This is a genomic window from Clostridioides sp. ZZV14-6387 (assembly GCF_020657835.1).
GTDB lineage: Bacteria > Bacillota > Clostridia > Peptostreptococcales > Peptostreptococcaceae > Clostridioides > Clostridioides difficile_A.
On sequence record NZ_JAGWCW010000045.1, the window covers coordinates 1 to 22174 of the forward strand.

At 32.2% G+C, this 22174-nt stretch carries 39 protein-coding genes; all 39 read left to right on the forward strand.

Annotation, left to right across the window (positions count from 1 at the left end):
• The first annotated feature begins 440 nt into the window (after positions 1–440).
• Positions 441–752: a 30S ribosomal protein S10 gene (rpsJ, locus tag KGF38_RS18900; RefSeq protein ID WP_054268679.1), complete on the forward strand. Its 312-nt coding sequence runs from the start codon at positions 441–443 to the stop codon at positions 750–752.
• A gap of 91 nt (positions 753–843) precedes the next feature.
• The gene (rplC, locus tag KGF38_RS18905) at positions 844–1473 is read left to right on the forward strand and encodes a 50S ribosomal protein L3 (protein WP_021386632.1); all 630 of its coding nucleotides are present in this window, start codon (positions 844–846) and stop codon (positions 1471–1473) included.
• 29 nt (positions 1474–1502) lie between these two features.
• Positions 1503–2126 carry a 50S ribosomal protein L4 gene (gene rplD, locus KGF38_RS18910; protein WP_054268680.1) on the forward strand — a complete coding sequence of 208 codons (624 nt, stop codon included), beginning with the start codon at positions 1503–1505 and terminating at the stop codon, positions 2124–2126.
• On the forward strand, positions 2126–2416 hold the full coding sequence (rplW, locus tag KGF38_RS18915) for a 50S ribosomal protein L23 (protein ID WP_003435681.1): 291 nt from the start codon (positions 2126–2128) through the stop codon (positions 2414–2416). The genes rplD and rplW overlap by 1 nt, the downstream gene beginning before the upstream one ends.
• Positions 2417–2445: 29 nt before the next feature.
• Positions 2446–3276, forward strand: coding sequence for a 50S ribosomal protein L2 (gene rplB, locus KGF38_RS18920; RefSeq protein WP_003421168.1), 831 nt, complete (start codon positions 2446–2448; stop codon positions 3274–3276).
• A gap of 34 nt (positions 3277–3310) precedes the next feature.
• Entirely contained in the window at positions 3311–3592 is a 282-nt protein-coding gene (gene rpsS / locus KGF38_RS18925) for a 30S ribosomal protein S19 (protein WP_021386634.1), read from the forward strand.
• A gap of 31 nt (positions 3593–3623) precedes the next feature.
• Positions 3624–3959 carry a 50S ribosomal protein L22 gene (gene rplV, locus KGF38_RS18930; RefSeq protein WP_009887891.1) on the forward strand — a complete coding sequence of 112 codons (336 nt, stop codon included), beginning with the start codon at positions 3624–3626 and terminating at the stop codon, positions 3957–3959.
• 22 nt (positions 3960–3981) lie between these two features.
• Positions 3982–4821, forward strand: a complete 840-nt coding sequence (rpsC, locus tag KGF38_RS18935; protein ID WP_054268681.1) for a 30S ribosomal protein S3 — start codon at positions 3982–3984, stop codon at positions 4819–4821.
• Positions 4822–4856: 35 nt separating this feature from the next.
• On the forward strand, positions 4857–5288 hold the full coding sequence (gene rplP, locus KGF38_RS18940) for a 50S ribosomal protein L16 (protein ID WP_003421160.1): 432 nt from the start codon (positions 4857–4859) through the stop codon (positions 5286–5288).
• 1 nt (position 5289) lies between these two features.
• Positions 5290–5493: a 50S ribosomal protein L29 gene (gene rpmC, locus KGF38_RS18945; RefSeq protein ID WP_003421158.1), complete on the forward strand. Its 204-nt coding sequence runs from the start codon at positions 5290–5292 to the stop codon at positions 5491–5493.
• A gap of 23 nt (positions 5494–5516) precedes the next feature.
• Entirely contained in the window at positions 5517–5771 is a 255-nt protein-coding gene (gene rpsQ, locus KGF38_RS18950; RefSeq protein WP_003421156.1) for a 30S ribosomal protein S17, read from the forward strand.
• 25 nt (positions 5772–5796) lie between these two features.
• Positions 5797–6165: a 50S ribosomal protein L14 gene (rplN, locus tag KGF38_RS18955; RefSeq protein ID WP_021382511.1), complete on the forward strand. Its 369-nt coding sequence runs from the start codon at positions 5797–5799 to the stop codon at positions 6163–6165.
• 23 nt (positions 6166–6188) lie between these two features.
• The gene (gene rplX / locus KGF38_RS18960) at positions 6189–6494 is read left to right on the forward strand and encodes a 50S ribosomal protein L24 (RefSeq protein WP_021382513.1); all 306 of its coding nucleotides are present in this window, start codon (positions 6189–6191) and stop codon (positions 6492–6494) included.
• A 29-nt stretch (positions 6495–6523) separates the two neighbouring features.
• Positions 6524–7066: a 50S ribosomal protein L5 gene (gene rplE / locus KGF38_RS18965; protein ID WP_021382514.1), complete on the forward strand. Its 543-nt coding sequence runs from the start codon at positions 6524–6526 to the stop codon at positions 7064–7066.
• A gap of 17 nt (positions 7067–7083) precedes the next feature.
• The gene (locus tag KGF38_RS18970) at positions 7084–7269 is read left to right on the forward strand and encodes a type Z 30S ribosomal protein S14 (RefSeq protein ID WP_003421149.1); all 186 of its coding nucleotides are present in this window, start codon (positions 7084–7086) and stop codon (positions 7267–7269) included.
• A gap of 32 nt (positions 7270–7301) precedes the next feature.
• The gene (gene rpsH, locus KGF38_RS18975) at positions 7302–7700 is read left to right on the forward strand and encodes a 30S ribosomal protein S8 (RefSeq protein ID WP_021382525.1); all 399 of its coding nucleotides are present in this window, start codon (positions 7302–7304) and stop codon (positions 7698–7700) included.
• Positions 7701–7730: 30 nt separating this feature from the next.
• Positions 7731–8273: a 50S ribosomal protein L6 gene (rplF, locus tag KGF38_RS18980; RefSeq protein WP_054275568.1), complete on the forward strand. Its 543-nt coding sequence runs from the start codon at positions 7731–7733 to the stop codon at positions 8271–8273.
• Positions 8274–8308: 35 nt separating this feature from the next.
• Positions 8309–8677, forward strand: coding sequence for a 50S ribosomal protein L18 (gene rplR, locus KGF38_RS18985; RefSeq protein WP_054268683.1), 369 nt, complete (start codon positions 8309–8311; stop codon positions 8675–8677).
• 20 nt (positions 8678–8697) lie between these two features.
• Positions 8698–9207 carry a 30S ribosomal protein S5 gene (gene rpsE, locus KGF38_RS18990; protein ID WP_003421138.1) on the forward strand — a complete coding sequence of 170 codons (510 nt, stop codon included), beginning with the start codon at positions 8698–8700 and terminating at the stop codon, positions 9205–9207.
• Positions 9208–9221: 14 nt separating this feature from the next.
• Positions 9222–9407: a 50S ribosomal protein L30 gene (rpmD, locus tag KGF38_RS18995; RefSeq protein WP_003421137.1), complete on the forward strand. Its 186-nt coding sequence runs from the start codon at positions 9222–9224 to the stop codon at positions 9405–9407.
• Positions 9408–9439: 32 nt separating this feature from the next.
• On the forward strand, positions 9440–9883 hold the full coding sequence (gene rplO / locus KGF38_RS19000) for a 50S ribosomal protein L15 (RefSeq protein ID WP_003421135.1): 444 nt from the start codon (positions 9440–9442) through the stop codon (positions 9881–9883).
• A 43-nt stretch (positions 9884–9926) separates the two neighbouring features.
• Positions 9927–11195, forward strand: a complete 1269-nt coding sequence (gene secY, locus KGF38_RS19005; protein ID WP_054268684.1) for a preprotein translocase subunit SecY — start codon at positions 9927–9929, stop codon at positions 11193–11195.
• A 16-nt stretch (positions 11196–11211) separates the two neighbouring features.
• Positions 11212–11862 carry an adenylate kinase gene (locus KGF38_RS19010; protein ID WP_054268685.1) on the forward strand — a complete coding sequence of 217 codons (651 nt, stop codon included), beginning with the start codon at positions 11212–11214 and terminating at the stop codon, positions 11860–11862.
• Positions 11863–12609 (forward strand): type I methionyl aminopeptidase, encoded by a 747-nt coding sequence (gene map, locus KGF38_RS19015; protein WP_021382516.1) that lies wholly within the window; start codon positions 11863–11865, stop codon positions 12607–12609. It begins immediately after the preceding gene.
• A 21-nt stretch (positions 12610–12630) separates the two neighbouring features.
• A complete protein-coding gene (locus tag KGF38_RS19020; RefSeq protein WP_227832631.1) occupies positions 12631–12900 on the forward strand; it encodes a KOW domain-containing protein in 270 nt (89 codons plus the stop codon).
• Positions 12901–12937: 37 nt separating this feature from the next.
• Positions 12938–13156, forward strand: a complete 219-nt coding sequence (gene infA, locus KGF38_RS19025; RefSeq protein ID WP_003421127.1) for a translation initiation factor IF-1 — start codon at positions 12938–12940, stop codon at positions 13154–13156.
• A gap of 35 nt (positions 13157–13191) precedes the next feature.
• Positions 13192–13305: a 50S ribosomal protein L36 gene (gene rpmJ / locus KGF38_RS19030; RefSeq protein WP_002509257.1), complete on the forward strand. Its 114-nt coding sequence runs from the start codon at positions 13192–13194 to the stop codon at positions 13303–13305.
• 152 nt (positions 13306–13457) lie between these two features.
• The gene (rpsM, locus tag KGF38_RS19035) at positions 13458–13829 is read left to right on the forward strand and encodes a 30S ribosomal protein S13 (protein WP_021382517.1); all 372 of its coding nucleotides are present in this window, start codon (positions 13458–13460) and stop codon (positions 13827–13829) included.
• 35 nt (positions 13830–13864) lie between these two features.
• On the forward strand, positions 13865–14263 hold the full coding sequence (rpsK, locus tag KGF38_RS19040) for a 30S ribosomal protein S11 (RefSeq protein ID WP_003421122.1): 399 nt from the start codon (positions 13865–13867) through the stop codon (positions 14261–14263).
• A gap of 32 nt (positions 14264–14295) precedes the next feature.
• Positions 14296–14919: a 30S ribosomal protein S4 gene (rpsD, locus tag KGF38_RS19045; protein WP_021382518.1), complete on the forward strand. Its 624-nt coding sequence runs from the start codon at positions 14296–14298 to the stop codon at positions 14917–14919.
• Positions 14920–14996: 77 nt separating this feature from the next.
• Positions 14997–15944 (forward strand): DNA-directed RNA polymerase subunit alpha, encoded by a 948-nt coding sequence (locus KGF38_RS19050; protein WP_003427733.1) that lies wholly within the window; start codon positions 14997–14999, stop codon positions 15942–15944.
• A 20-nt stretch (positions 15945–15964) separates the two neighbouring features.
• The gene (gene rplQ / locus KGF38_RS19055) at positions 15965–16306 is read left to right on the forward strand and encodes a 50S ribosomal protein L17 (protein WP_003421117.1); all 342 of its coding nucleotides are present in this window, start codon (positions 15965–15967) and stop codon (positions 16304–16306) included.
• Positions 16307–16425: 119 nt separating this feature from the next.
• Entirely contained in the window at positions 16426–17259 is an 834-nt protein-coding gene (locus KGF38_RS19060) for an energy-coupling factor transporter ATPase (RefSeq protein ID WP_054268686.1), read from the forward strand.
• Complete coding sequence (locus KGF38_RS19065; protein WP_054275570.1) at positions 17247–18113, forward strand: energy-coupling factor transporter ATPase; 867 nt, start codon at positions 17247–17249, stop codon at positions 18111–18113. Before KGF38_RS19060 ends, KGF38_RS19065 begins: the two co-directional genes overlap by 13 nt.
• Complete coding sequence (locus tag KGF38_RS19070) at positions 18107–18910, forward strand: energy-coupling factor transporter transmembrane component T family protein (RefSeq protein WP_054275571.1); 804 nt, start codon at positions 18107–18109, stop codon at positions 18908–18910. Before KGF38_RS19065 ends, KGF38_RS19070 begins: the two co-directional genes overlap by 7 nt.
• Before the next feature lie 29 nt (positions 18911–18939).
• Positions 18940–19671 (forward strand): tRNA pseudouridine(38-40) synthase TruA, encoded by a 732-nt coding sequence (gene truA / locus KGF38_RS19075; RefSeq protein WP_074179356.1) that lies wholly within the window; start codon positions 18940–18942, stop codon positions 19669–19671.
• A 119-nt stretch (positions 19672–19790) separates the two neighbouring features.
• Positions 19791–20222, forward strand: coding sequence for a 50S ribosomal protein L13 (gene rplM / locus KGF38_RS19080; RefSeq protein ID WP_021382526.1), 432 nt, complete (start codon positions 19791–19793; stop codon positions 20220–20222).
• A 28-nt stretch (positions 20223–20250) separates the two neighbouring features.
• On the forward strand, positions 20251–20643 hold the full coding sequence (gene rpsI, locus KGF38_RS19085) for a 30S ribosomal protein S9 (protein WP_003421105.1): 393 nt from the start codon (positions 20251–20253) through the stop codon (positions 20641–20643).
• A gap of 530 nt (positions 20644–21173) precedes the next feature.
• The gene (gene cwlD / locus KGF38_RS19090) at positions 21174–21878 is read left to right on the forward strand and encodes an N-acetylmuramoyl-L-alanine amidase CwlD (RefSeq protein ID WP_074179374.1); all 705 of its coding nucleotides are present in this window, start codon (positions 21174–21176) and stop codon (positions 21876–21878) included.
• Positions 21879–22174 lie beyond the last annotated feature (296 nt).

The window sequence follows — 22174 nt, forward strand, 5'->3', positions numbered from 1 at the left end:
ATTAAGATTCTCAATAAGAGAAGGTGGAAGAACAGTAGCTTCAGGAGTTGTTGCTACTATAGTAGAGTAATCTTTTACTAAACTAATGGATTTAATATAGAAAAAGAGGGGATAACACCTCTCTTTTTTGTTTTTTGTTGACAAGTAGCACTAAAGCATATATACTAAACTAGTGCCTTGAGATAGATTAACAATCAAGTTTGAGGTTATGCTGTTGTAATAGAAAATAAAATTGAAAAAAATATAAAAAAAACTTGAAAAAATGTAACAGATGATATAAAATATAATAGTGTGCTTGAGAGATTAAGAAAATAAGAATTAAATCCTAGTGAAATACGAACTAATATCGATTTGAAAGTTACAACACACCCGGAGCAGTGTATCGGTATTGGTTGTACGCAACTTGAAAATTAAACACGTGATAAAGGAGGGAAAACAAAATGGCTAAGAATGAAAAAATAAGAATAAGATTAAAATCATATGATCACAAATTATTAGATTTTTCAGCAGGGAAAATAGTTGAAACTGCTAAAAAGGCTGGATCACAAGTTTCAGGACCTGTGCCTCTACCAACAGAAAAACAAATTGTAACTATATTAAGAGCTGTACATAAGTACAAAGACTCTAGAGAACAATTTGAAATAAGAACTCATAAAAGACTAATCGACATAGCTAATCCAACACCTAAAACAGTTGACTCATTAATGAGATTAGACTTACCAGCAGGTGTAGATATAGAAATAAAATTATAAGAACCCCTAAGATATTATCCTATAGATGATTATCTTAGAATGATTACTCTAAAAGATGTAATCCGCTGTAAGAATTATAGGAGGTGCTAATATGAAAGGAATATTAGGCAAAAAAGTTGGTATGACTCAAATATTCACTGATAAAGGTGTAGTTATACCTGTAACAGCTGTTGAAGCAGGACCTATGGTCGTTACTCAAATAAAAACAGTTGATAAAGATGGATACAATGCTATACAAATAGGTTTTGAAGATGCTAAAGAAAAAGCTTTAAACAAACCTAAAAAAGGACATTTAGCTGCTGCTAATGTTTTAAAGAAACATTTAAAAGAATTTAGAGTAGATTCTGTAGAAGGATACACAGTAGGACAAGAAATAAAAGCTGATGTATTTGAAGCAGGTGCAAAAATAGATGTTACTGGAATAAGTAAAGGTAAGGGATTCCAAGGTCCGATAAAAAGACATGGACAAAGTAGAGGTCCTGAAACTCACGGTTCTAGATACCACAGAAGACCAGGTTCAATGGGAGCTTGTTCTTACCCTGGTAGAGTATTTAAAAACAAAAAATTAGCTGGACACATGGGAAGCGTAAAGGTAACAGTTCAAAACTTAGAGGTTGTTAAAGTAGATGCTGATAAGAACCTTATATTAGTTAAGGGAGCTATACCAGGAGCTAAAGGTTCAGTAGTAACTATAAAAGAAGCTGTAAAGGTTTCTAAATAATGACTAACCTAGAGAAAGGAGGAATAACAATGCCAAAATTAAATGTACTAAATGTTAGTGGACAAAACGTTGGAGAAATAGAATTATCAGATTCTATATTTGGCGTAGAAGTTAATGGACATGTTTTATACGAAGTTGTAAAAAATCAATTAGCAAATAAGAGACAAGGAACTCAATCTGCTAAAACTAGAGCAGAAGTTAGAGGTGGCGGAAGAAAACCTTGGAAACAAAAAGGAACAGGTAGAGCAAGACAAGGTTCTACAAGATCTGTACAATGGGTAGGTGGAGGAGTTGCTTTTGCACCTAAGCCAAGAAGCTACAGATATACATTACCTAAGAAGGTAAGAAGATTAGCTATGAAGAGTGCTTTATCTTCAAAAGTACAAAATAGTGAAGTTATAGTATTAGATGCATTAAACATGGATGCTCCTAAAACTAAAGAATTCGCTCAAATATTAAATAATATAAATGCTGCTAAAAAAGCTTTAGTAGTTATAGCTGACAAAAACGATAACGTAATAAAATCAGCTAGAAATATAGAAGGTGTTCAAACTGCATTAGTTAATACTATGAACGTATATGATATATTAAAATATGATTCATTTATAATAACTACAGATGCTGTTAAAAAAGTGGAGGAGGTGTACGCATAATGACTAATCCACATGATGTAATAATAAGACCAGTTGTAACTGAGCACAGTATGGCTGAAATGGGTGAAAAAAAATACACTTTTGTTGTGGCTAAAGATGCGAACAAAACTGAAATAAAAAAAGCAGTAGAAAAAGTATTCGGAGTTAGTGTTGATAAAGTAAATACTTTAAACTACGATGGAAAAGTTAAAAGAATGGGTAGAACTCAAGGAAGAACATCAAGCTTTAAGAAAGCAGTAGTTAAATTAACTGCTGATAGTAAAGAAATAGAATTCTTCCAAGGAATGTAGTATTATAACAAACGAAGGAGGGAAAACAGATGGCTATAAAAAAGTTTAGACCAACTTCTCCTGCCTTAAGACAAATGACAGTTTTAGTTTCTGATGAAATAACATGTAATCAACCAGAGAAATCTCTTTTAGTTAACTTAAAGAAAAATGCTGGTAGAAACGTACATGGTAGAATAACTGTTCGTCATAGAGGTGGAGGACAAAAAAGAAAATATAGAATAATAGATTTTAAAAGAGATAAAGATGGTATACCTGCTAAGGTTGCTACTATAGAATATGATCCAAACAGAACTGCAAATATCGCATTATTAAACTATGCTGATGGTGAAAAAAGATATATATTAGCTCCAGTTGGAATTAATGTTGGAGATACTATATTATCAGGATTAGGTGCTGATATAAAGCCAGGAAACTGTTTAGCATTAAAAGATATGCCAGTTGGTACTATCATTCATAATATAGAATTAAAGCCAGGAAAAGGAGCTCAATTAGTTAGATCTGCTGGAGTTTCTGCACAATTAATGGCTAAAGAAGGAAAAAATGCTTTATTAAGATTACCATCAGGTGAGATGAGATTAGTAAGTATAAACTGTAAAGCTACTATAGGACAAGTTGGGAATATAGAGCACGGTAACGTAGTTATCGGTAAAGCAGGAAGAAAAAGACATATGGGAATAAGACCTACTGTAAGAGGTTCTGTAATGAACCCTAATGACCATCCACACGGTGGAGGGGAAGGTAGATCTCCAATAGGTAGACCATCTCCTGTTACTCCATGGGGTAAACCAGCTCTTGGATATAAAACTAGAAAGAAAAATAAAGCTTCAAATAAATTAATAGTATCAAGAAGAACTAAGTAGTAAATTTATTTTTGCTCGGAAAGGAGGAATATAAATGTCAAGATCAACTAAAAAAGGGCCTTTTGTCCATGCAAGACTTTTAAAGAAGATAGAAGCTATGAATGCTAGTGGAAGTAAAGAAGTTATAAAAACTTGGTCAAGATCTTCAACTGTATTTCCACAAATGGTAGAAAACACTATAGCTGTTCATGATGGAAGAAAACATGTTCCAGTATATATAACAGAAGATATGGTTGGACATAAATTAGGTGAGTTCGTTCCTACTAGAACTTTCAAAGGACATAAGGATGACGAAAAATCTAATAAGAGAAAATAATTAAATTATGACTAAGAAAGGAGGAATAACAATGGAAGCAAAAGCTACTGCTAAATACGTACGTGTATCACCAAGAAAAGCAGGCCAAATATGTGACCTTGTTAGAGGAAAGAATGTTGATGAAGCATTAGCAATATTAAAGTTTACTCCAAGAGGAGCAGCTTCAATAATAGCTAAGGTTGTAAAATCAGCTAAAGCTAACGCAGAAAACAATCACGAAATGGATACTGAAAAATTATATATAGCATCAATAGTTGCTAATCAAGGGCCAACAATGAAGAGATTCATGCCTAGAGCTATGGGTCGTGCAACTACAATAAGAAAAAGAACTTCTCATATAGAGGTTGTTGTTAAAGAGAAAAAATAATTAATAGATAGGAGGGAAAGTAATGGGTCAAAAGGTTAATCCACACGGCTTAAGAGTCGGTGTTATAAAAGATTGGGACTCAAGATGGTTCGCTACTGATAAAAAAGAGTTCGGAAACTTATTATTAGAAGACCATAATATACGTAAATTCTTAAAGAAAAGATTATACTCAGCTGGAGTTGCTAAGATAGAAATAGAAAGATCAGCTAATAAAATAAAAATGGACTTACACGTTGCTAAGCCAGGAGTAGTTATAGGAAGAGCTGGTGCAGGAATCGAAGCATTAAAAGTTGAATTAGAAAAAATGACAAAGAAAACTATAATAGTTAATATAGTAGAAGTAAGAAGTACAGATAAAAATGCTCAATTAGTAGCTGAAAATATAGCTTTAGCTATAGAGAGAAGAGTTGCTTTCAGAAGAGCAATGAAACAAGCTATACAAAGAGCAATGAAATCTGGTGCTAAAGGAATAAAAGTTTCTGCTTCTGGAAGATTAGGTGGAGCTGAGATGGCTAGAACTGAAGGTTATAGTGAAGGAAATGTGCCACTACAAACTTTAAGAGCAGATATAGATTATGGTTTCGCTGAAGCTGATACTACTTATGGAAAAATCGGTATAAAAGTTTGGATATGTAATGGTGAAGTTTTACCAACTAGAGACGGTGTAAATCCAAGAGAAGAAAGCAGAAAGAGCGATAGAAGAGACAATAAGAGAGATAACAGAAGAAACGATAGAAGAGGAAATGACAATAGAAACTATAGAGGAAATGATAATAGAGGAAATGATAACAGAGGAAACTACAGAGGACAAAGACCTCAAGGTGGATCAAGACCTCAAAGAACTGAAAACAAAGGAAATTAATAATAGTTAGGTTCAAGGAAGGAGGAAAAATACTCATGTTAATGCCAAAAAGAGTAAAGCGTCGTAGAGTTCATAGAGGAAGTATGGCTGGGCAAGCTCATAAAGGTAACAAAGTTACTTATGGTGAGTTTGGATTAGTAGCCTTAGAAGCTTCTTGGATAACTTCTAATCAAATAGAAGCTGCCAGAATCGCGATGACTAGATATATAAAAAGAGGGGGAAAGGTTTGGATAAAAATATTCCCTCATAAACCAGTAACAAGAAAACCAGCAGAAACTCGTATGGGTGCAGGGAAAGGTTCTCCAGAATATTGGGTAGCTGTAGTTAAGCCAGGAAGAGTTATGTTTGAATTAGCGGGTGTTTCTGAAGATAAGGCAAGAGAAGCTATGAGACTTGCTGCACATAAATTACCAATCAAATGTAAATTTGTGAAAAAAGAAGATTTAGAAGTAAAGGGTGGTGAATAGGATGAAAGCTAAAGAATTAAGAGATTTAACAAGCGAAGAGCTAATGAACAAATTAAACGACTTCAAAAGTGAATTATTTAGCTTAAGATTCCAATTAGCTACTGGTCAATTAGAAAATACAGCTAGAATAAAGTTTGTTAAGAAGGATATAGCAAAAGTTAAAACTGTTCTTGCTGAAAGAAAGTTATACGAAACTAGAGCTTAATTTGGAAAGGAGGCTTTTTAAACATGGAAAGAGGAAGAAGAAAAGTTAGAATAGGCCGTGTTGTTAGTGATAAGATGGATAAAACAATAGTAGTAGCTGTTGAAGAGTTTGTACGTCATCCACTATATAATAAACGTGTTAAGAGAACTAAAAAATTCAAGGCTCATGATGAAAAGAATATATGTAACATCGGAGATAGAGTTAAAATAATGGAAACTAGACCTTTATCAAAAGACAAGAGATTTAGACTAGTTGAAGTTGTTGAGAAAGTGAAATAGTTTTTGAAGAAGGAGGGATTACGATATGATACAACAAGAATCACGTCTAAGAGTTGCTGATAACTCAGGAGCTAAAGAAATTTTATGTATACGTGTTCTAGGCGGAAGTAAAAGAAGATATGGTAACATAGGTGACGTTATAGTTGCTACTGTTAAAAGTGCAACACCTGGTGGAGTTGTAAAAAAAGGTAAAGTTGTTAAAGCTGTTATAGTGAGAACTAAACAAGGCATGAGACGTAATGATGGAAGTTATATTTCTTTTGATGAGAATGCAGCTGTTATAATAAAAGACGATAAAACTCCAGTAGGGACTCGTATATTCGGGCCTGTTGCTAGAGAGTTAAGAGACAATGAATTCATGAAAATAGTTTCTCTTGCTCCAGAAGTACTATAATTAAGGAGGTGCAATAGGACATGATGCGTGTTAAAAAAGGTGACACTGTTGTAGTTATAGCAGGTAAAGATAAAGGTAAAAAAGGTTCAGTTTTAAAGGTATATCCTAAAGCTAGCAAAGTGTTAGTTGAAGGTGTAAATGTAATAACTAAACATCAAAAACCAAGTGCTATGAACCAACAAGGTGGAATAATAAATAAAGAAGCCCCAATACACATATCTAATGTAATGCCATTTGATCCTGAAACAGGAAAAGGCGTTAGAGTAAGATATGAAGTAAAAGATGGGAATAAAGTAAGAGTATCAGCAAAGAGCGGAAAAGAATTATAATAAATATTGCTTGAAAGGAGGGACCTTAAATGGCTTCTAGATTACAAGAAAAATACATGAAAGAAGTTGCTCCTGCTTTAATGGAGAAATTTGGATACAAAAACGTAATGGAGATACCTAAGTTAGATAAAATAGTTATTAACATGGGTATAGGTGACGCTAGAGAAAATCCAAAAGGATTAGAAAAAGGCGTTGAAGAATTAGAAATAATATCAGGACAAAAGCCTGTTATAACTAAAGCTAGAAAATCTGTTGCTAACTTCAAATTAAGAGAAGGAATGCCAATAGGAACAAAAGTTACATTAAGAGCTGACAAAATGTTCTACTTTATGGACAAACTAGTTTCTGTTTCTTTACCAAGAGTTAGAGACTTTAGAGGAGTTAACCCTAACGCTTTTGATGGTAGAGGAAACTATGCTTTAGGAGTTAAAGAACAATTAATATTCCCTGAAATAGAATATGATAAAATAGATAAAGTAAGAGGAATGGATATAATATTTGTTACTACAGCGAAAACTGACGAAGAAGCTCGTGAATTATTAAAATTATTAGGAATGCCATTTTCTAAGTAAGCAAAGGAGGGATTCCCGTGGCTAGAAAAGCGATGGTTGTTAAACAACAAAGAAAGCAAAAGTACGCTACTAGAGAATACACTAGATGTACTATATGCGGAAGACCGCATTCAGTTTTGAAAAAATTTGGTATATGCCGTATATGCTTTAGAGAATTAGCTTATAAAGGTCAAATACCTGGTGTTAGAAAAGCAAGCTGGTAGAAGCTTGATTAGAATGGAAGGAGGGCAACAAAATGACAATGACAGATCCAATTGCAGATATGCTTACTCGTATAAGAAATGCTAATGTTGTTAAGCATGAAACTGTAGATGTTCCAGCTTCTAATATTAAGAAAGAGTTAGCTAGAATCTTATTAGAAGAAGGTTTCATAAGAGGTTATGATGTTATAGAAGACGGAAAACAAGGTATCATAAGAATACAATTAAAGTACGGACAAGAAGGCGAAAGAGTTATAACAGGTCTTAAGAAAATATCTAAGCCTGGTATGAGAGTTTACGCTGCTAATCACGAGATACCAAAAGTATTAAACGGATTAGGAATATCAGTTATATCTACTTCAAAAGGAATATTAACTGACAAGCAAGCTAGAAAAGAAAATGTTGGTGGAGAAGTAATCTGCTACGTTTGGTAATTAATATGAACAATGTAAGGAGGTGCGACCATGTCAAGAATAGGTGTTAAGCCAATAATAATACCAGCAGGTGTTGAAGTTACTATAGCTGAAGGAAATTTAGTTACAGTAAAAGGTCCAAAAGGAACTTTAACTAAACAATTAAGTGCTGAGTTAAACATAAAAAAAGAAGAAAATACAATAATGGTTGAAAGACCAACTGATAATAAAAAACATAGATCTTTACACGGATTAACTAGAACTTTATTAGATAATATGGTTGTAGGTGTAAATACTGGTTTCGAAAAGAAATTAGAACTAAAAGGTGTTGGATATAGAGCTCAAAAACAAGGAAATAAATTAGTTATGAACTTAGGTTTCTCTCATCCAGTTGAAATGGAAGATCCAGAAGGAATAACTGTTGAAGCTCCAAACCAAACAGAGTTAATAGTAAAAGGTATAGACAAGCAATTAGTAGGAAATTATGCTGCTAAGATAAGAGCTTGGAGAAAACCAGAGCCATACAAAGGTAAAGGTATAAAATACGTTGATGAAGTAATCAGACGTAAAGAAGGAAAAACTGGTAAAAAATAATACCAAAACTTAAACGCTAGAAAGGAGTGAGCTAGGTGTTAAAAAAAGCTGATAAAAATGCTAATAGACTTCAAAGACATAAGAGAGTTCGTAGAAAAATAAGCGGTACTTCTCAAAGACCAAGATTATGTGTATTTAGAAGTGCTAATAATATATATGCTCAAATAATAGATGACACAAACAGAGTAACTCTAGTTGCTGCATCTTCTTTAGAAGCAGAAGTTAAGAGTGCTGTCAATCATACAGGAAACAAGGAAGCAGCTAAGAAAGTTGGAGAATTAGTTGCTAAAAAAGCTGTTGAAAAAGGAATCACTGAAGTTGTATTTGACAGAGGTGGATACTTATATCATGGAAGAATTCAAGAATTAGCTGAAGGTGCTAGAGAAGCTGGTCTTAAGTTCTAATACGAAGGAGGGAAAAATACATGCTACGTCGTAAGCCGATAGATGCAGGACAACTTGACTTACAAGAAAAAGTTGTTGAAGTAAGACGTGTTACTAAGGTTGTAAAAGGTGGTAGAAACTTCAGATTTGCAGCGTTAGTAGTTGTTGGAGATGAAAACGGACACGTTGGTATAGGTGCTGGGAAAGCAATGGAAGTACCAGACGCTATAAAAAAAGCAGTTGAAGATGCTAAGAAAAATCTAATAGTAGTGCCAATAGTTGGGACTACAATTCCTCACGAAGTACGCGGACACTTTGGTGCTGGAAATATATTAATAATGCCTGCTGTAGAAGGTACAGGAGTAATAGCTGGGGGACCTGCTAGAGCCGTACTTGAGCTAGCTGGACTAAAAGACGTTAGAGCTAAGTCTTTAGGATCTAACAATCCAAGAAATATGGTAAATGCTACAATAGAAGGACTTAATTCTCTAAAAACAGTTGAAGATATAGCTAAACTTAGAGGTAAAAAAGTTGAAGAACTTCTAGGGTAAGGAGGTAGTGTAAAATGGCTAAATTACAAATAAAGTTAGTTAGAAGTGTTATAGGAACTACTCCTAACCAAAAAAAGAATGTTGAAGCGTTAGGATTAAGAAAAAGAGAACAAGTTGTTGTAAAAGAAGACAATGCTCAAACAAGAGGTATGATAAATAAAGTGAGTCACTTATTAGAAGTAACTGAAATAGCTGAATAATTTTTATAAAGTAGTGCAAGGAGGTGCAATCCATGAAGTTACATGAGTTAAAACCTGCTGAAGGTGCAGTAAGAGCTAAAAGAAGATTAGGTAGAGGTACTGCAACTGGACAAGGTAAAACTGCAGGACGTGGACAAAAAGGTCAATGGTCTCGTTCTGGTGGTGGAGTAAGAGTAGGATTTGAAGGTGGACAAATGCCACTAGCTAGAAGACTTCCTAAGAGAGGTTTCAATAACATATTTAAGAAAGTTTACACAGAAGTTAATGTGGAAGTTTTAAATAGATTTGAAAATGGAACAGAAATAACTGCAGAATTATTAAAATCTACTAAAACTATAAGCAAGATAGGTAAAGATGGAATCAAAATCTTAGGTGAAGGTAATTTAGAGAAAGCTTTAACTGTTAAAGCTGCTAAATTTACAGCTTCAGCTCAAGAAAAAATAGAAAAAGCTGGTGGAAAAGCAGAGTTAGTATAATAACCTGCTAATCTCCTAGCCAGTACAGGCGGGGTGAATTAGCGTGCTGTCAAAATTAAAACAAGCTTGGAAGATTAAAGCAGTAAGAAAAAAAGTAATGTATACACTTATGATGATCGTGATATTCAGAATAGGTACTACTATACCAGTTCCAGGCATAGACACTAGTATTATACAAAAGATGGTAGGCGGCAATAGTCTACTTTCTCTGTATAATATGTTTACTGGTGGAGCATTTAGTAACTTTTCACTATTTGCTTTAGGTATAAGTCCATATATTACTGCATCAATCATAATACAACTTCTAACAGTAGGTTTTGAGAGTCTAGCAGAACTTCAAAAATCTGGTGAAGAAGGAAAGAAAAAAATTAATAAGTACACTAAATATACAGCACTAGCTCTAGCAGTTGTACAAGCTTTGGGAATTACATTAGGAATTGTAAGAAGTGCTTTAATATCAAATAGTGTGTTTTTTATATCAACTGTTGTAATAACATTAGTTTCAGCAAGTATGTTAGTAATGTGGATTGGGGACAAAATTACTGAAAAAGGAATCGGTAATGGTAGTTCAGTGATAATATTTGCAGGTATAATATCAAGAATACCAACAGATGTTATTAAAATCGCGCAACAAGTTAAATCTGGTCAAGTTGCACCTTGGGTTATAATACTTCTAATTGTAGTTATATTACTTACAGTTACAGGAGTTACATTCATACAAGAAGCAACTAGAAAGATACCTGTACAATATGCTAAAAGAGTTGTTGGAAGAAAGATGTATGGAGGACAAAGTTCTCATATACCAATGAAAGTTAACCAATCAGGAGTTATGCCTATAATTTTTGCTAGTTCACTTTTAGCTTTTCCTCAAACAATAGCTATGTTTATGGGACCAAATGCTCAAGCTTTTGTTCAAAAATACTTAAGTATGGCAACAGAACAAGGATTTTGGACATATAGATCAATTGAGATTCTACTTATAATTTTCTTCTCATATTTTTATACAACTGTATCATTCAATACAGAAGATATATCTAAAAATATGAAAAACAATGGTGGATTTATACCAGGTATAAGACCAGGTGAACCTACTATGGATTATTTAAATAGAATTTTAACTAGATTAACTTTAGCTGGAGCAACTTTCTTAGCAATAATTGCTATGGTACCAGCTCTTACAACACATTATATGAAAGTAAATATGAGTCTAGCTGGGACTTCATTGCTAATCGTTGTTGGGGTTGCTTTGGAACTTAAGAGACAGTTAGAGTCAAACTTAGTTATGAGAAGCTATCAAGGTTTCTTAAAATAAAATGGAGATGGATAATATGAGAATAATATTACTTGGACCTCCAGGTGCTGGTAAAGGTACTCAGGCGGCAGGAATAGTAGAAAAATACAATATACCTCATATATCAACAGGAGATATATTCAGAAAGAATATAAAAGAGGGAACAGAACTTGGAAAAAAAGCTAAAGAATACATGGACCAAGGTTTATTAGTACCAGATGAGTTAACTGTAGGTTTAGTTACTGATAGAATATCTCAAGAAGACTGTAAAAATGGATTTATGTTAGATGGATTTCCAAGAAATGTAGCACAAGGAGAACACTTAGATGTATTCTTAAAAAATACTGGTATAGAACTAGATAAAGTTGTTAATATTGAAGTTGACAAGAGCATACTAGTATCTAGAGCAGTTGGTAGAAGAATATGTAAGTCTTGTGGAGCTACTTACCATGTTGAGTTTAATCCTCCTAAAGTAGAAGGTGTATGTGATGTATGCCAAGGAGAATTATATCAAAGAGCTGATGATAATGAAGAAACTGTATCTAAGAGAATACAAGTTTATCTAGATGAAACAAAACCTTTAGTAGACTATTATGGCAAGCAAGGTATAATAGCAGATATAAAAGGTGACCAAGCAATAGATAAAGTATTTGAAGATATTGTCTCAGCTTTAGGAAGTGGAAAATAAATGATTATCTTGAAATCAAAAAAAGAAATAGAACTTCTAAGAGAAGCTGGAAAAATTGTTGCTGATACTCATGAAGTTTTAAGAAAAGCTATTTCTCCGGGAATATCTACTTTAGAATTAGATAAAATAGCTGAAGAGAATATAAGAAAATATAATGCAGAACCTTCTTTTAAAGGATATGGAGGTTTTCCAGGAAGTATATGTGCTTCTATCAATAGAGAAGTAGTACATGGGATTCCAGGAGAAACCATATTAAAAGAAGGAGACATTATAAGCTTAGATATAGGAGCCTATTATAAAGGATATCATGGTGATTCTGCGAAAACTCACGGAGTAGGCATGATATCTGAAGAAGATAGGAAATTGATAGAAGTAACTAGAGAAAGCTTCTATGAAGGAATAAAATTTGCTAAATTAGGATATAGACTTTCAGATATCTCACACGCAGTACAAACACACGTTGAGAAACATGGTTTCTCAGTAGTTAGAGATTTAGTGGGTCATGGAGTTGGAGCAAATCTTCATGAAGATCCACAAGTACCTAATTATGGACTCCCAGGAAAAGGACCAAGACTTAGAGAAGGAATGGTTATTGCTATAGAGCCAATGGTTAATGCAGGTCGTTATCATGTAAAGACTCTATCAGATGGGTGGACGACTGTTACAATAGATGGAAAAAAATCAGCTCATTATGAGCATACGATAGCAATTACTGAACATGAACCTTTGATATTGACAAAGTTGTAATTTAAAAAGTAGGTGAAAAAAGTGCTATCAGATAATTTAAGTATAGGTCAAGTTGTTAAAGTTTCATTAGGACGAGACAAAGAAAATTTATTTTTCGTAGTCAAAATAGTTAATAATGAATATGTATTAATAGCTGATGGAAAGAAAAGAAAACTTGACAAACCTAAGTTAAAGAAAGTGAAGCACTTAAAAAAATATAATTTTATTAATGATGAAGTTAGAAAAAGAGTAGTATCTGGACAAGAAATTACAGATTCTTTTTTAAGAGCTGAACTTACTAAGTTAAATTAGATAATTTAACTTATTGAAATGGAGGGCTGGTTAGTTAATGGCCAAAAAAGATGTTATAGAATTAGAAGGTACAGTTTCAGAAGCTTTACCTAATGCTATGTTTAAGGTTAAATTAGAAAATGGACATGAGATATTATGCCACATTTCTGGAAAGCTAAGAATGAACTTCATAAGAATTCTTGAAGGTGACAAGGTGAATGTTGAACTTTCTCCATATGACCTTACAAGAGGAAGAATCACTTGGCGTAAGAAGTAGACTATATTATTATTTAGTCTAAGGAGGGATTAATAATGAAGGTTAGACCATCAGTAAAACCAATATGTGAAAAATGTAAAGTAATAAAAAGAAAAGGAAAAGTAATGGTTATCTGTGAAAATCCAAAGCATAAGCAAAAGCAAGGATAAGAAATTATTACTAGTATTTTGTTGAAATTTATAGTATAATACTATATTGTGATGTTAACAAAAGAACGTTAAAATCGTTGAACAATCTGGCGTAGGATTGGTATATGATACGAAGTTTTAAACACTAAAAACTATGTGTAGGAGGTGCGATCATGGCAAGAATAGCTGGGGTAGATTTACCTAGAGAAAAAAGAGCGGAGATAGGCTTAACTTATATATATGGTATAGGTAAAGCAACTGCTAACGAAATATTAGCTAAGGCTGAGATAAATCCAGATACTAGAATAAAAGATTTATCAGAAGATCAAGTTAATGATTTAAGAAAAGTTATAGATGACGATTTCTTAGTTGAAGGTGACTTAAGAAGAGAAATTGCTTTAAACATAAAGAGATTAAGAGATATAAAATGTTATAGAGGAATAAGACACGCTAAAGGTCTTCCATTAAGAGGACAAAGAACTAAGACTAATGCTAGAACTAGAAAAGGTCCTAGAAAAACAGTATCTCGTAAAAAGAAAAAATAAATAAATAATAATTAGATGAAGGAGGGAAAAGGAAAATGGCTAAACCAAAAAAGAAAGTTACACGTATTAGAAGAAGAGAACGTAAAAATATAGAACGTGGTCATGCTCATATACAATCAACTTTCAATAATACAATAATAACTTTAACTGACGTTCATGGAAATGCTATATCTTGGGCAAGTTCTGGACAATTAGGATTCAAAGGATCAAGAAAATCAACTCCATTTGCATCTCAAATGGCTGCTGAAACAGCTGCAAAAGCTGCGATGGAACACGGACTAAAAAGTGTTGAGGTATTCGTAAAGGGGCCAGGTTCAGGAAGAGAAGCTGCAATAAGAGCTTTACAAGCAACTGGACTAGAAGTAACTATGATAAAAGACGTTACTCCAATCCCACATAACGGATGCAGACCACCAAAGAGAAGAAGAGTGTAATTAAGAAGAGTACAAATAGGAGGTGTAGATAAATGGCAAGATATACAGGTGCATCATGTAGACAATGCCGTAGAGAGGGAATGAAATTATTCCTTAAAGGTGATAGATGTTATACAGATAAATGTGCTATAGTAAAAAGAAACTATGCTCCAGGTCAACATGGCCAAGGGAGAAAGAAAGTTTCTAACTATGGATTACAATTAAGAGAAAAACAAAAAGTTAAAAGAATATATGGAGTTTTAGAAACTCAATTTAGAAACTTATATGAACGTGCTGAAAATATGCCTGGTAAAGCAGGTGAAAACTTATTAAGTTTATTAGAGAGAAGATTAGATAATGTAGTTTACAGAATGGGACTAGCATCTTCTAGAAAAGAAGCTAGACAATTAGTAGCTCATGGTCATTTCACTTTAAATGGAAATAAAGTAGACATACCTTCATTAGTAGTTAAAGTTGGGGATGTTATAGAAGTTAAAGAGAAATCAAGATCTTCTGCAAAATTCAAAAATTTAGTAGAAGTTAACTCAAGAATAGCTCCTAAATGGTTAGAAGCTAATGTAGAAGGAATGACAGCAAAAGTAGTTGGTGTTCCAACAAGAGAAGATATAGACCTTGAGATAGCTGAACACTTAATCATAGAACTTTACTCTAAATAATAAGCACACTTTTAAAAATTATTTTAAAATTTTGTTTACCCTCAGTGGATTACTGAATTTTAAGGAGGGTTTTGTCCATGATAGAAATAGAAAAGCCAAAAGTAGATATAGTTGAGCTTAGCGAAGACTATAGATATGGTAAGTTTGTTATAGAACCTCTAGAAAGAGGATATGGAATAACTATAGGTAACGCATTAAGAAGAATATTATTATCATCATTACCAGGTGTAGCAGTAAATGCTATAAAAATAGATGGAGTTCTTCATGAATTCTCTACAATACCTGGTGTTAAAGAAGATGTTACTGAGATAATATTAACTTTAAAAGAGCTTTCAGCAACTATAGATGGTGAAGGAAGTAGAACACTTAAAATAGAGGCTCAAGGACCATGCTCTATCACAGGTGCAGATATAATCTGTCCTCCAGATGTTGAAATATTAAGTAAAGATTTAGCAATAGCTACATTAGATGATAATGCTAAACTTAATATGGAGATATTTGTAGATAAAGGTAGAGGATATGTTTCTGCTGAAGAAAATAAAACAGAGAATGTTCCAATAGGTGTTTTACCTGTGGATTCAATATATACTCCTGTTGAGAAAGTTAGTTATCATGTGGAAAACACAAGAGTTGGTCAAAAAACAGATTATGATAAATTAGTGCTAGAAGTATGGACTAATGGTAGTATAAATCCTCAAGAGGGTATATCATTAGCTGCGAAAGTATTAGTTGAGCATTTAAATCTATTTATAGACTTAACTGAACATGTAAGTAGTGTTGAAATCATGGTAGAAAAAGAAGAAGATCAAAAAGAAAAAGTTCTTGAAATGACTATAGAAGAATTAGATTTATCAGTTAGATCATATAACTGTTTAAAGAGAGCGGGAATTAATACAGTTGAAGAATTAGCTAATAAATCTGAGGATGATATGATGAAGGTTAGAAACCTAGGTAAGAAGTCATTAGAAGAGGTAATACAAAAACTAGAGGAACTTGGACTAGGATTAAAACCAAGTGAAGAATAGCGAGCAAAGGAGGGATAAGAATGGCTAAGTACCGTAAATTAGGACGTGAAACAGCTCACAGAAACCTTATGTTAAGAAACTTAGTAACTTGCTTACTAAGAAGTGGAAGAATAGAAACTACAGTGACTAGAGCGAAAGAAACTCGTAGAATGGCTGAAAAGATGATAACTCTTGCTAAAAGAGGGGATCTTCATGCTAGAAGACAAGTTTTAGCTTATGTTATGGATGAAACAGTAGTTAATAACTTATTCACAGATTTAGCTCCAAAATATGCTGAGAGAAATGGTGGATACACTAGAATAATAAAAATAGGGCCAAGAAAAGGCGATGCTGCTGAAATGGCTTTTATAGAATTAGTATAGTAAGGAAAGGATTAGGCTTGATGGCTTAATCTTTTTTTTATTTTTTTGACTCAGGTGTGATATAATAATGTGTAAAATGATTTTTATAAGTTATTGCTTACTAAAAGGAGTATGAATTAATGGATAATATAGTAAAGGTAAATAATATTTCGTTTGAGTATATTACAGATGAAGCAAAACTTAAAGCAATAGATAATTTAAGCCTAGATGTTAAAAAAGGAGAATTTGTTGCGATAATAGGACATAATGGTTCTGGTAAGTCTACTTTATCTAAAAACTTAAATGCAATTCTTATGCCTACTGAGGGAAACATTCTTATTGATGGAATGGATACTAAGGAGGAAGAACGATTATGGGATATAAGACAAACTGCAGGCATGGTATTTCAAAACCCAGATAATCAAATAGTTGCTACAATAGTAGAAGAAGATGTTGCGTTTGGACCTGAAAACTTAGGTGTAGAGCCTAAAGAAATAAGGCGTATTGTAGAGGAATCTTTAAAGAGTGTAGGTATGTATGATTTAAGAGGTAGACAACCACACTTGTTATCAGGTGGTCAAAAACAAAGAGTTGCAATAGCAGGAATTATTGCTATGAGGCCTAAATGTATAATATTTGATGAAGCAACAGCAATGTTAGACCCATCTGGAAGAAAAGAAGTTATGAAAACAATAAAAAGACTTAATAAAGAAGAAAATATAACTGTTATACATATAACACACTTTATGGAAGAAGCAGTAGAGGCAGATAGAGTTGTGGTTATGGAAAAAGGGAAAAAAATCTTAGAGGGAACTCCTAGAGAAGTATTCAGTGAAATAAAGATGCTAAAGGAAATCGGTTTAGATGTACCTTGTATGACAGAATTATCTAGTTTATTAATAGAAGAAGGAATGAATATTAGTAGTGATATATTAACTGTGGATGAGATGGTGATGGAATTATGTCAATTATAGTAAAGAATTTAACACACATATATAATGAAGGGATGCCTTTTGCAAGTAAGGCACTTGATGATGTTTCTTTTGAGATTAAAGATAGAGATTTTGTTGGTCTCATAGGTCATACAGGTTCAGGAAAATCTACATTAATACAACATTTAAATGGATTATTAAAGCCTTCCTCAGGAGAAATATTTATAAATGATTTTAATATAACAGATAAAAACTTGAATTTAACTGAGATTAGAAAAAGGGTAGGTGTTGTATTTCAATATCCAGAATACCAATTGTTTGAAGAAACGATTGATAAAGACATAGCCTTTGGACCTGCTAATTTAGGCTTAGAGGAGTCTGAGATACATAATAGGGTAAAAGCATCAATGGAAGCTGTAGGACTTGATTATGAGGAATTTAAGGATAAATCTCCTTTTGAATTATCTGGTGGTCAAAAGCGTAGGGTAGCAATTGCTGGAGTTATAGCTATGAACCCAGAAGTTCTTATACTGGATGAACCTACTGCTGGTCTTGATCCTGGAGGAAGAGATGAAATTTTTAATTTAATAAAGGATTTACATGAAAAAAACAATATGACTATAATACTGTCATCTCATAGTATGGATGATATGGCAAAACTAGCAAAGACTTTAATTGTTATGAATCATGGTAGAATAGAATTTATGGGAACTCCTAGAGAAGTATTTAAATCAAATGCTAGTAAATTGAAAGAGATAGGATTAGATATTCCACAAGTTTTAGAGCTTGCATTGAAATTGAGACAAAAAGGATTTAACATCAGAGAAGATATATTGACTTTAGAGGAAGCAAAACAAGAAATATTAAAAGTTGTGAGAGGACGAGGATTATGTTAAAAGATATAACTATAGGGCAATACTACCCAACAAGTTCTGCTATTCATAAATTAGATCCAAGGATAAAACTTGTAGCAACAATTGTATTTATGGTGTCTATATTTGTAGTAAATAAATTTTGGCCTTATATAGTAGTTTTATTATGTTTATTAGGTATGATAAAGTTAGCTAATATACCAGTTAAGTATATTATTAAAGGTGTAAAGCCTCTTAAATGGATTATTTTATTTACATTTCTTATAAATATTTTTTTCTTGCCAGGTGATGAAATATGGTCATTTGGATTTTTAGCAATAACAAAACAAGGTCTAAGACAAGCAATTTTTATGGCAATAAGACTTATATTTTTAGTGGTTGGGACATCTTTACTTACTCTAACTACTTCTCCAATAGAATTAACAGATGGTATAGAAAGATTGCTTAACCCATTTAAAAAAATTGGTTTACCAGTACATGAGCTTGCAATGATGATGACAATTGCTTTACGTTTTATTCCTACATTATTGGATGAAACAGATAAAATAATGAAAGCTCAAATGTCTAGAGGAGCAGATTTTGAAAGTAAAAACCTTATAAATAGAGCTAAGAACTTAGTGCCTCTTTTGGTGCCATTATTTGTGAGTGCGTTTAGAAGAGCTGATGAATTAGCTATGGCCATGGAAGCTAGATGTTATAGAGGTGGACACAATAGAACTAAAATGAGAGAGTCTGTCATAGCAAAGGGAGACTATATAGCATGTGTATTCCAAGTTGTTTATTTAGGCGTGATTATAGCTACTAGATTTATAGTAATTTAATAGAAACATAGATATAAACGAGGTAAAGTATGAGAAATATAAAAATTACAATCCAATATAATGGCAGTAATTATTGTGGATGGCAAAAACAACCTGATTCTTTAGGAATACAGGGTACAATAGAAAAGGCTATATATGATATAACAAGAGAAGAAGTTAAACTCATAGGGTCAGGTAGAACTGATTCAGGAGTTCATGCTATTGGTCAAATTGCAAATTTTAAAATTAATTCAGACATAAATGTAGAAAGTATACCAATGGCTTTAAATGCTAAACTACCAAAGGATATATCAATTATAAAAGCATGTGAAGTTAAGGAAGATTTCCATTCAAGGTATAGTGCAAAAGGTAAAACATATAAATATTTAATATATAATAGCAAGTTTAGAAATCCGATACTTAGTGATATATCGTATCAAGTAAAATATGAACTTGATTTTGATAAAATGTGTTTAGAGTCAAAGAGTATTTTAGGAACACATGACTTTAAAGGTTTTATGAGTACTGGTTCATCTGTAAAAGATACAATTAGAACTATATATGATATTGATATCAATAAAAATGATGACTTAATTGTCATAGAAATTAGTGGAAATGGATTTTTATATAATATGGTAAGAATTATTGTTGGAACACTTATTGATATAGGTCGTGGTAGGATTAATGAGTCATTTTTAGATATAATAGAATCTAAAACTAGGTCAAAATGTGGACATACAGCTCCAGCACAAGGATTATTTCTTAAAAAAGTTCATTATTAACTTGACACACCAGGCTACATGTATTAAAATATATGAGAATGTGTTAATAAGTCCACTTGCCCCGGACTTGACATAAACGGTAAAAAAATTTTATGAGAAATAGTTAAGGAGGGACAGTTATGAAAAGTTATATAGCTAAGCCAGCTGATGTACAAAGAAAATGGTACTTAGTTGACGCTGAAGGTAAAACACTAGGTCGTTTAGCAACAGAAATAGCGACAGTATTGAGAGGTAAACATAAACCAACATTTACTCCTCACGTTGATGGTGGAGATTTTGTTGTTGTAGTAAATGCAGGAAAGATAGTTTTAAGTGGTAAAAAATTAGATCAAAAATATTACAGATACCATACTGGTTATGTAGGTGGATTAAAAGAAATATCTTACAGAGATATGATGGATAAGAAACCAGAAGAAGTTATAGCACATGCTGTAAGTGGTATGTTACCTAAGAACAAATTAAGAAGCAGAATGATGACTAGATTAAGAGTATTCGCAGGTGCTGAACACACTCATGCAGCTCAAAATCCAGAAGTTTTAAACTTTAAGTAAGATTAATAGGTGAAAGGAGGAGTTTATAATGGCTAACGTTCAATATTATGGAACTGGAAGAAGAAAAAGTTCTGTTGCTAGAGTAAGACTAGTTGCAGGTGAAGGAAATATATTAGTAAATGGAAGAGCATTAGAAAATTATTTTAACTATGAAACACTAATAAGAGATGTTAAACAACCATTAGTTTTAACTGGAAATGAAAATAAATATGATGTTATAGTAAAAGTTGAAGGTGGAGGATTCACTGGACAAGCTGGAGCTATAAGACATGGTATATCTAGAGCTTTATTAAAAGCTGATTTAGATTTAAGACCTGCTTTAAAGAAAGAAGGTTTCTTAACTAGAGATGCAAGAATGAAGGAAAGAAAGAAATACGGATTAAAAGCAGCAAGAAGAGCTCCACAATTCTCAAAAAGATAATTACTTATTTTTTTGGAAAAACAAAATACTTTATATATTTTTATTTAAAAAGTATTTGTATGTTAAAAATGTTGGGTTTGAATTAAGAGTGATATACAATAAAATAATAAGATATTTTATTAGGATGTTTTTCTGTAGGGAAAGCATCCTTTTTTATTTATATAATGGAAAGACTATGCATTAGATTTATTTAATGCAATAGCATTATTAACAAAAGTAGTTTATATATTAATAATTAAAAATTTTATATACTATAATAACATAGTCTATGAATATACATTAGTATAATTCGTAGACTATGTTATTATAAATTATATGATTTGCTGTCAAAATAATAGTTATTCAATAGTAGATAAGAGTATTAAATTAAAGGGGTTAATAATATATAATATTGTAAAGCACATATATCGATATTGATAAATCAATATAATAAATGGAAATTGATAATTAGAAAAGGAGAATTTAAATGTTTGTACTAATATTTGGAATATTATAGTGTTTTTATAAGTATACATATACAGGGTGATGTTGTGAGAAAGTACATAAAACATATAATTTTTAGTTTTGTTATGGTGTGCCTAGTAATAGTGTCAATATTTGAAGTGAAAAATATATCTGAAGATGTTATTAAGTATATGCCAGTAACAAATAAAACAATAATTTTAGACGCTGGTCATGGGGGTATTGACCCAGGTGCGTTAAATAAGGATAAGAGCACATCTGAAAAGGATATTAACTTAGCTATAACACTTAAGCTTAGAGAGCTTATAGAATCAAGTGGAGGTCTTGTAATATTGACTAGAGAAGATGATAGTAGTCTTTACAAAGAGGGAAATAATAAAACAACAAGACAAAAGTATAATGAAAATTTGAAAAATAGGAAAGAAATGATATCAAATTCTAATGCTAACATGTTCGTCTCCATACATCTCAATGCATTTGAACAATCAAAATACTATGGAGCTCAAACTTTTTATCCTAAAGACAAACAAGATAGTAAAGAGCTATCAAAGTGTATTCAAGAAGAACTTAAAAGAGTAGTAGATAAAACAAATAATAGAGAAGTCAAGCCTAGAGATGATATATATCTTTTAAAAGAGAACAATATTCCATCAGTACTAATAGAGTGTGGTTTTTTATCGAATGAAAAAGAATGTAAACTTTTGACTGATGAAACATATCAAGAGAAGATAGCATGGGCGATATACATAGGAATACAAAAATATCTAAGTTAAAGTTACTATATAAATAAGTCTGAATATGTAAATAGCTTGTATTAAAGCAGTTAAAATGCATTAATATAGGCTATTTTTGTTTTGACAAAAAAATATTTAAAATAAAAGTTAAAAAAGCGTTGACTTGAAATCATATAGATGGTATTATATATGAGTGCCCAAAAGGAGCACAAAAATACGACAAAAGAACTTTGAAAATTAAACAGTAGGTTAATTTATAAACAAGAAACAAACCATAAAGCCAGATATTTTGATAACAATAGTATCTGAGCCTGATAAACTTTTATTTGAGAGTT

Excerpts from the sequence above, each read along its gene's own strand:
- rplE (WP_021382514.1), top strand. The coding sequence starts at position 6,524 with ATGGCTTCTAGATTACAAGAAAAATACATGAAAGAAGTTGCTCCTGCT.
- rpsQ (WP_003421156.1), top strand. The coding sequence starts at position 5,517 with ATGGAAAGAGGAAGAAGAAAAGTTAGAATAGGCCGTGTTGTTAGTGAT.
- rplQ (WP_003421117.1), top strand. The coding sequence starts at position 15,965 with ATGGCTAAGTACCGTAAATTAGGACGTGAAACAGCTCACAGAAACCTT.
- rpmJ (WP_002509257.1), top strand. The coding sequence starts at position 13,192 with ATGAAGGTTAGACCATCAGTAAAACCAATATGTGAAAAATGTAAAGTA.
- rplX (WP_021382513.1), top strand. The coding sequence starts at position 6,189 with ATGCGTGTTAAAAAAGGTGACACTGTTGTAGTTATAGCAGGTAAAGAT.
- rplF (WP_054275568.1), top strand. The coding sequence starts at position 7,731 with ATGTCAAGAATAGGTGTTAAGCCAATAATAATACCAGCAGGTGTTGAA.
- rpsI (WP_003421105.1), top strand. The coding sequence starts at position 20,251 with ATGGCTAACGTTCAATATTATGGAACTGGAAGAAGAAAAAGTTCTGTT.
- map (WP_021382516.1), top strand. The coding sequence starts at position 11,863 with ATGATTATCTTGAAATCAAAAAAAGAAATAGAACTTCTAAGAGAAGCT.
- rplV (WP_009887891.1), top strand. The coding sequence starts at position 3,624 with ATGGAAGCAAAAGCTACTGCTAAATACGTACGTGTATCACCAAGAAAA.
- rplM (WP_021382526.1), top strand. The coding sequence starts at position 19,791 with ATGAAAAGTTATATAGCTAAGCCAGCTGATGTACAAAGAAAATGGTAC.
- rplP (WP_003421160.1), top strand. The coding sequence starts at position 4,857 with ATGTTAATGCCAAAAAGAGTAAAGCGTCGTAGAGTTCATAGAGGAAGT.
- rplC (WP_021386632.1), top strand. The coding sequence starts at position 844 with ATGAAAGGAATATTAGGCAAAAAAGTTGGTATGACTCAAATATTCACT.
- rpsE (WP_003421138.1), top strand. The coding sequence starts at position 8,698 with ATGCTACGTCGTAAGCCGATAGATGCAGGACAACTTGACTTACAAGAA.
- rpsJ (WP_054268679.1), top strand. The coding sequence starts at position 441 with ATGGCTAAGAATGAAAAAATAAGAATAAGATTAAAATCATATGATCAC.
- rpsH (WP_021382525.1), top strand. The coding sequence starts at position 7,302 with ATGACAATGACAGATCCAATTGCAGATATGCTTACTCGTATAAGAAAT.
- truA (WP_074179356.1), top strand. The coding sequence starts at position 18,940 with ATGAGAAATATAAAAATTACAATCCAATATAATGGCAGTAATTATTGT.
- rplB (WP_003421168.1), top strand. The coding sequence starts at position 2,446 with ATGGCTATAAAAAAGTTTAGACCAACTTCTCCTGCCTTAAGACAAATG.
- infA (WP_003421127.1), top strand. The coding sequence starts at position 12,938 with ATGGCCAAAAAAGATGTTATAGAATTAGAAGGTACAGTTTCAGAAGCT.
- rpsK (WP_003421122.1), top strand. The coding sequence starts at position 13,865 with ATGGCTAAACCAAAAAAGAAAGTTACACGTATTAGAAGAAGAGAACGT.
- KGF38_RS19050 (WP_003427733.1), top strand. The coding sequence starts at position 14,997 with ATGATAGAAATAGAAAAGCCAAAAGTAGATATAGTTGAGCTTAGCGAA.
- KGF38_RS19010 (WP_054268685.1), top strand. The coding sequence starts at position 11,212 with ATGAGAATAATATTACTTGGACCTCCAGGTGCTGGTAAAGGTACTCAG.
- KGF38_RS19065 (WP_054275570.1), top strand. The coding sequence starts at position 17,247 with ATGTCAATTATAGTAAAGAATTTAACACACATATATAATGAAGGGATG.
- rplD (WP_054268680.1), top strand. The coding sequence starts at position 1,503 with ATGCCAAAATTAAATGTACTAAATGTTAGTGGACAAAACGTTGGAGAA.
- rplN (WP_021382511.1), top strand. The coding sequence starts at position 5,797 with ATGATACAACAAGAATCACGTCTAAGAGTTGCTGATAACTCAGGAGCT.
- KGF38_RS19060 (WP_054268686.1), top strand. The coding sequence starts at position 16,426 with ATGGATAATATAGTAAAGGTAAATAATATTTCGTTTGAGTATATTACA.
- rpsS (WP_021386634.1), top strand. The coding sequence starts at position 3,311 with ATGTCAAGATCAACTAAAAAAGGGCCTTTTGTCCATGCAAGACTTTTA.
- KGF38_RS19070 (WP_054275571.1), top strand. The coding sequence starts at position 18,107 with ATGTTAAAAGATATAACTATAGGGCAATACTACCCAACAAGTTCTGCT.
- rpsD (WP_021382518.1), top strand. The coding sequence starts at position 14,296 with ATGGCAAGATATACAGGTGCATCATGTAGACAATGCCGTAGAGAGGGA.
- rpsM (WP_021382517.1), top strand. The coding sequence starts at position 13,458 with ATGGCAAGAATAGCTGGGGTAGATTTACCTAGAGAAAAAAGAGCGGAG.
- rplO (WP_003421135.1), top strand. The coding sequence starts at position 9,440 with ATGAAGTTACATGAGTTAAAACCTGCTGAAGGTGCAGTAAGAGCTAAA.
- rpmD (WP_003421137.1), top strand. The coding sequence starts at position 9,222 with ATGGCTAAATTACAAATAAAGTTAGTTAGAAGTGTTATAGGAACTACT.
- rpmC (WP_003421158.1), top strand. The coding sequence starts at position 5,290 with ATGAAAGCTAAAGAATTAAGAGATTTAACAAGCGAAGAGCTAATGAAC.
- rpsC (WP_054268681.1), top strand. The coding sequence starts at position 3,982 with ATGGGTCAAAAGGTTAATCCACACGGCTTAAGAGTCGGTGTTATAAAA.
- rplW (WP_003435681.1), top strand. The coding sequence starts at position 2,126 with ATGACTAATCCACATGATGTAATAATAAGACCAGTTGTAACTGAGCAC.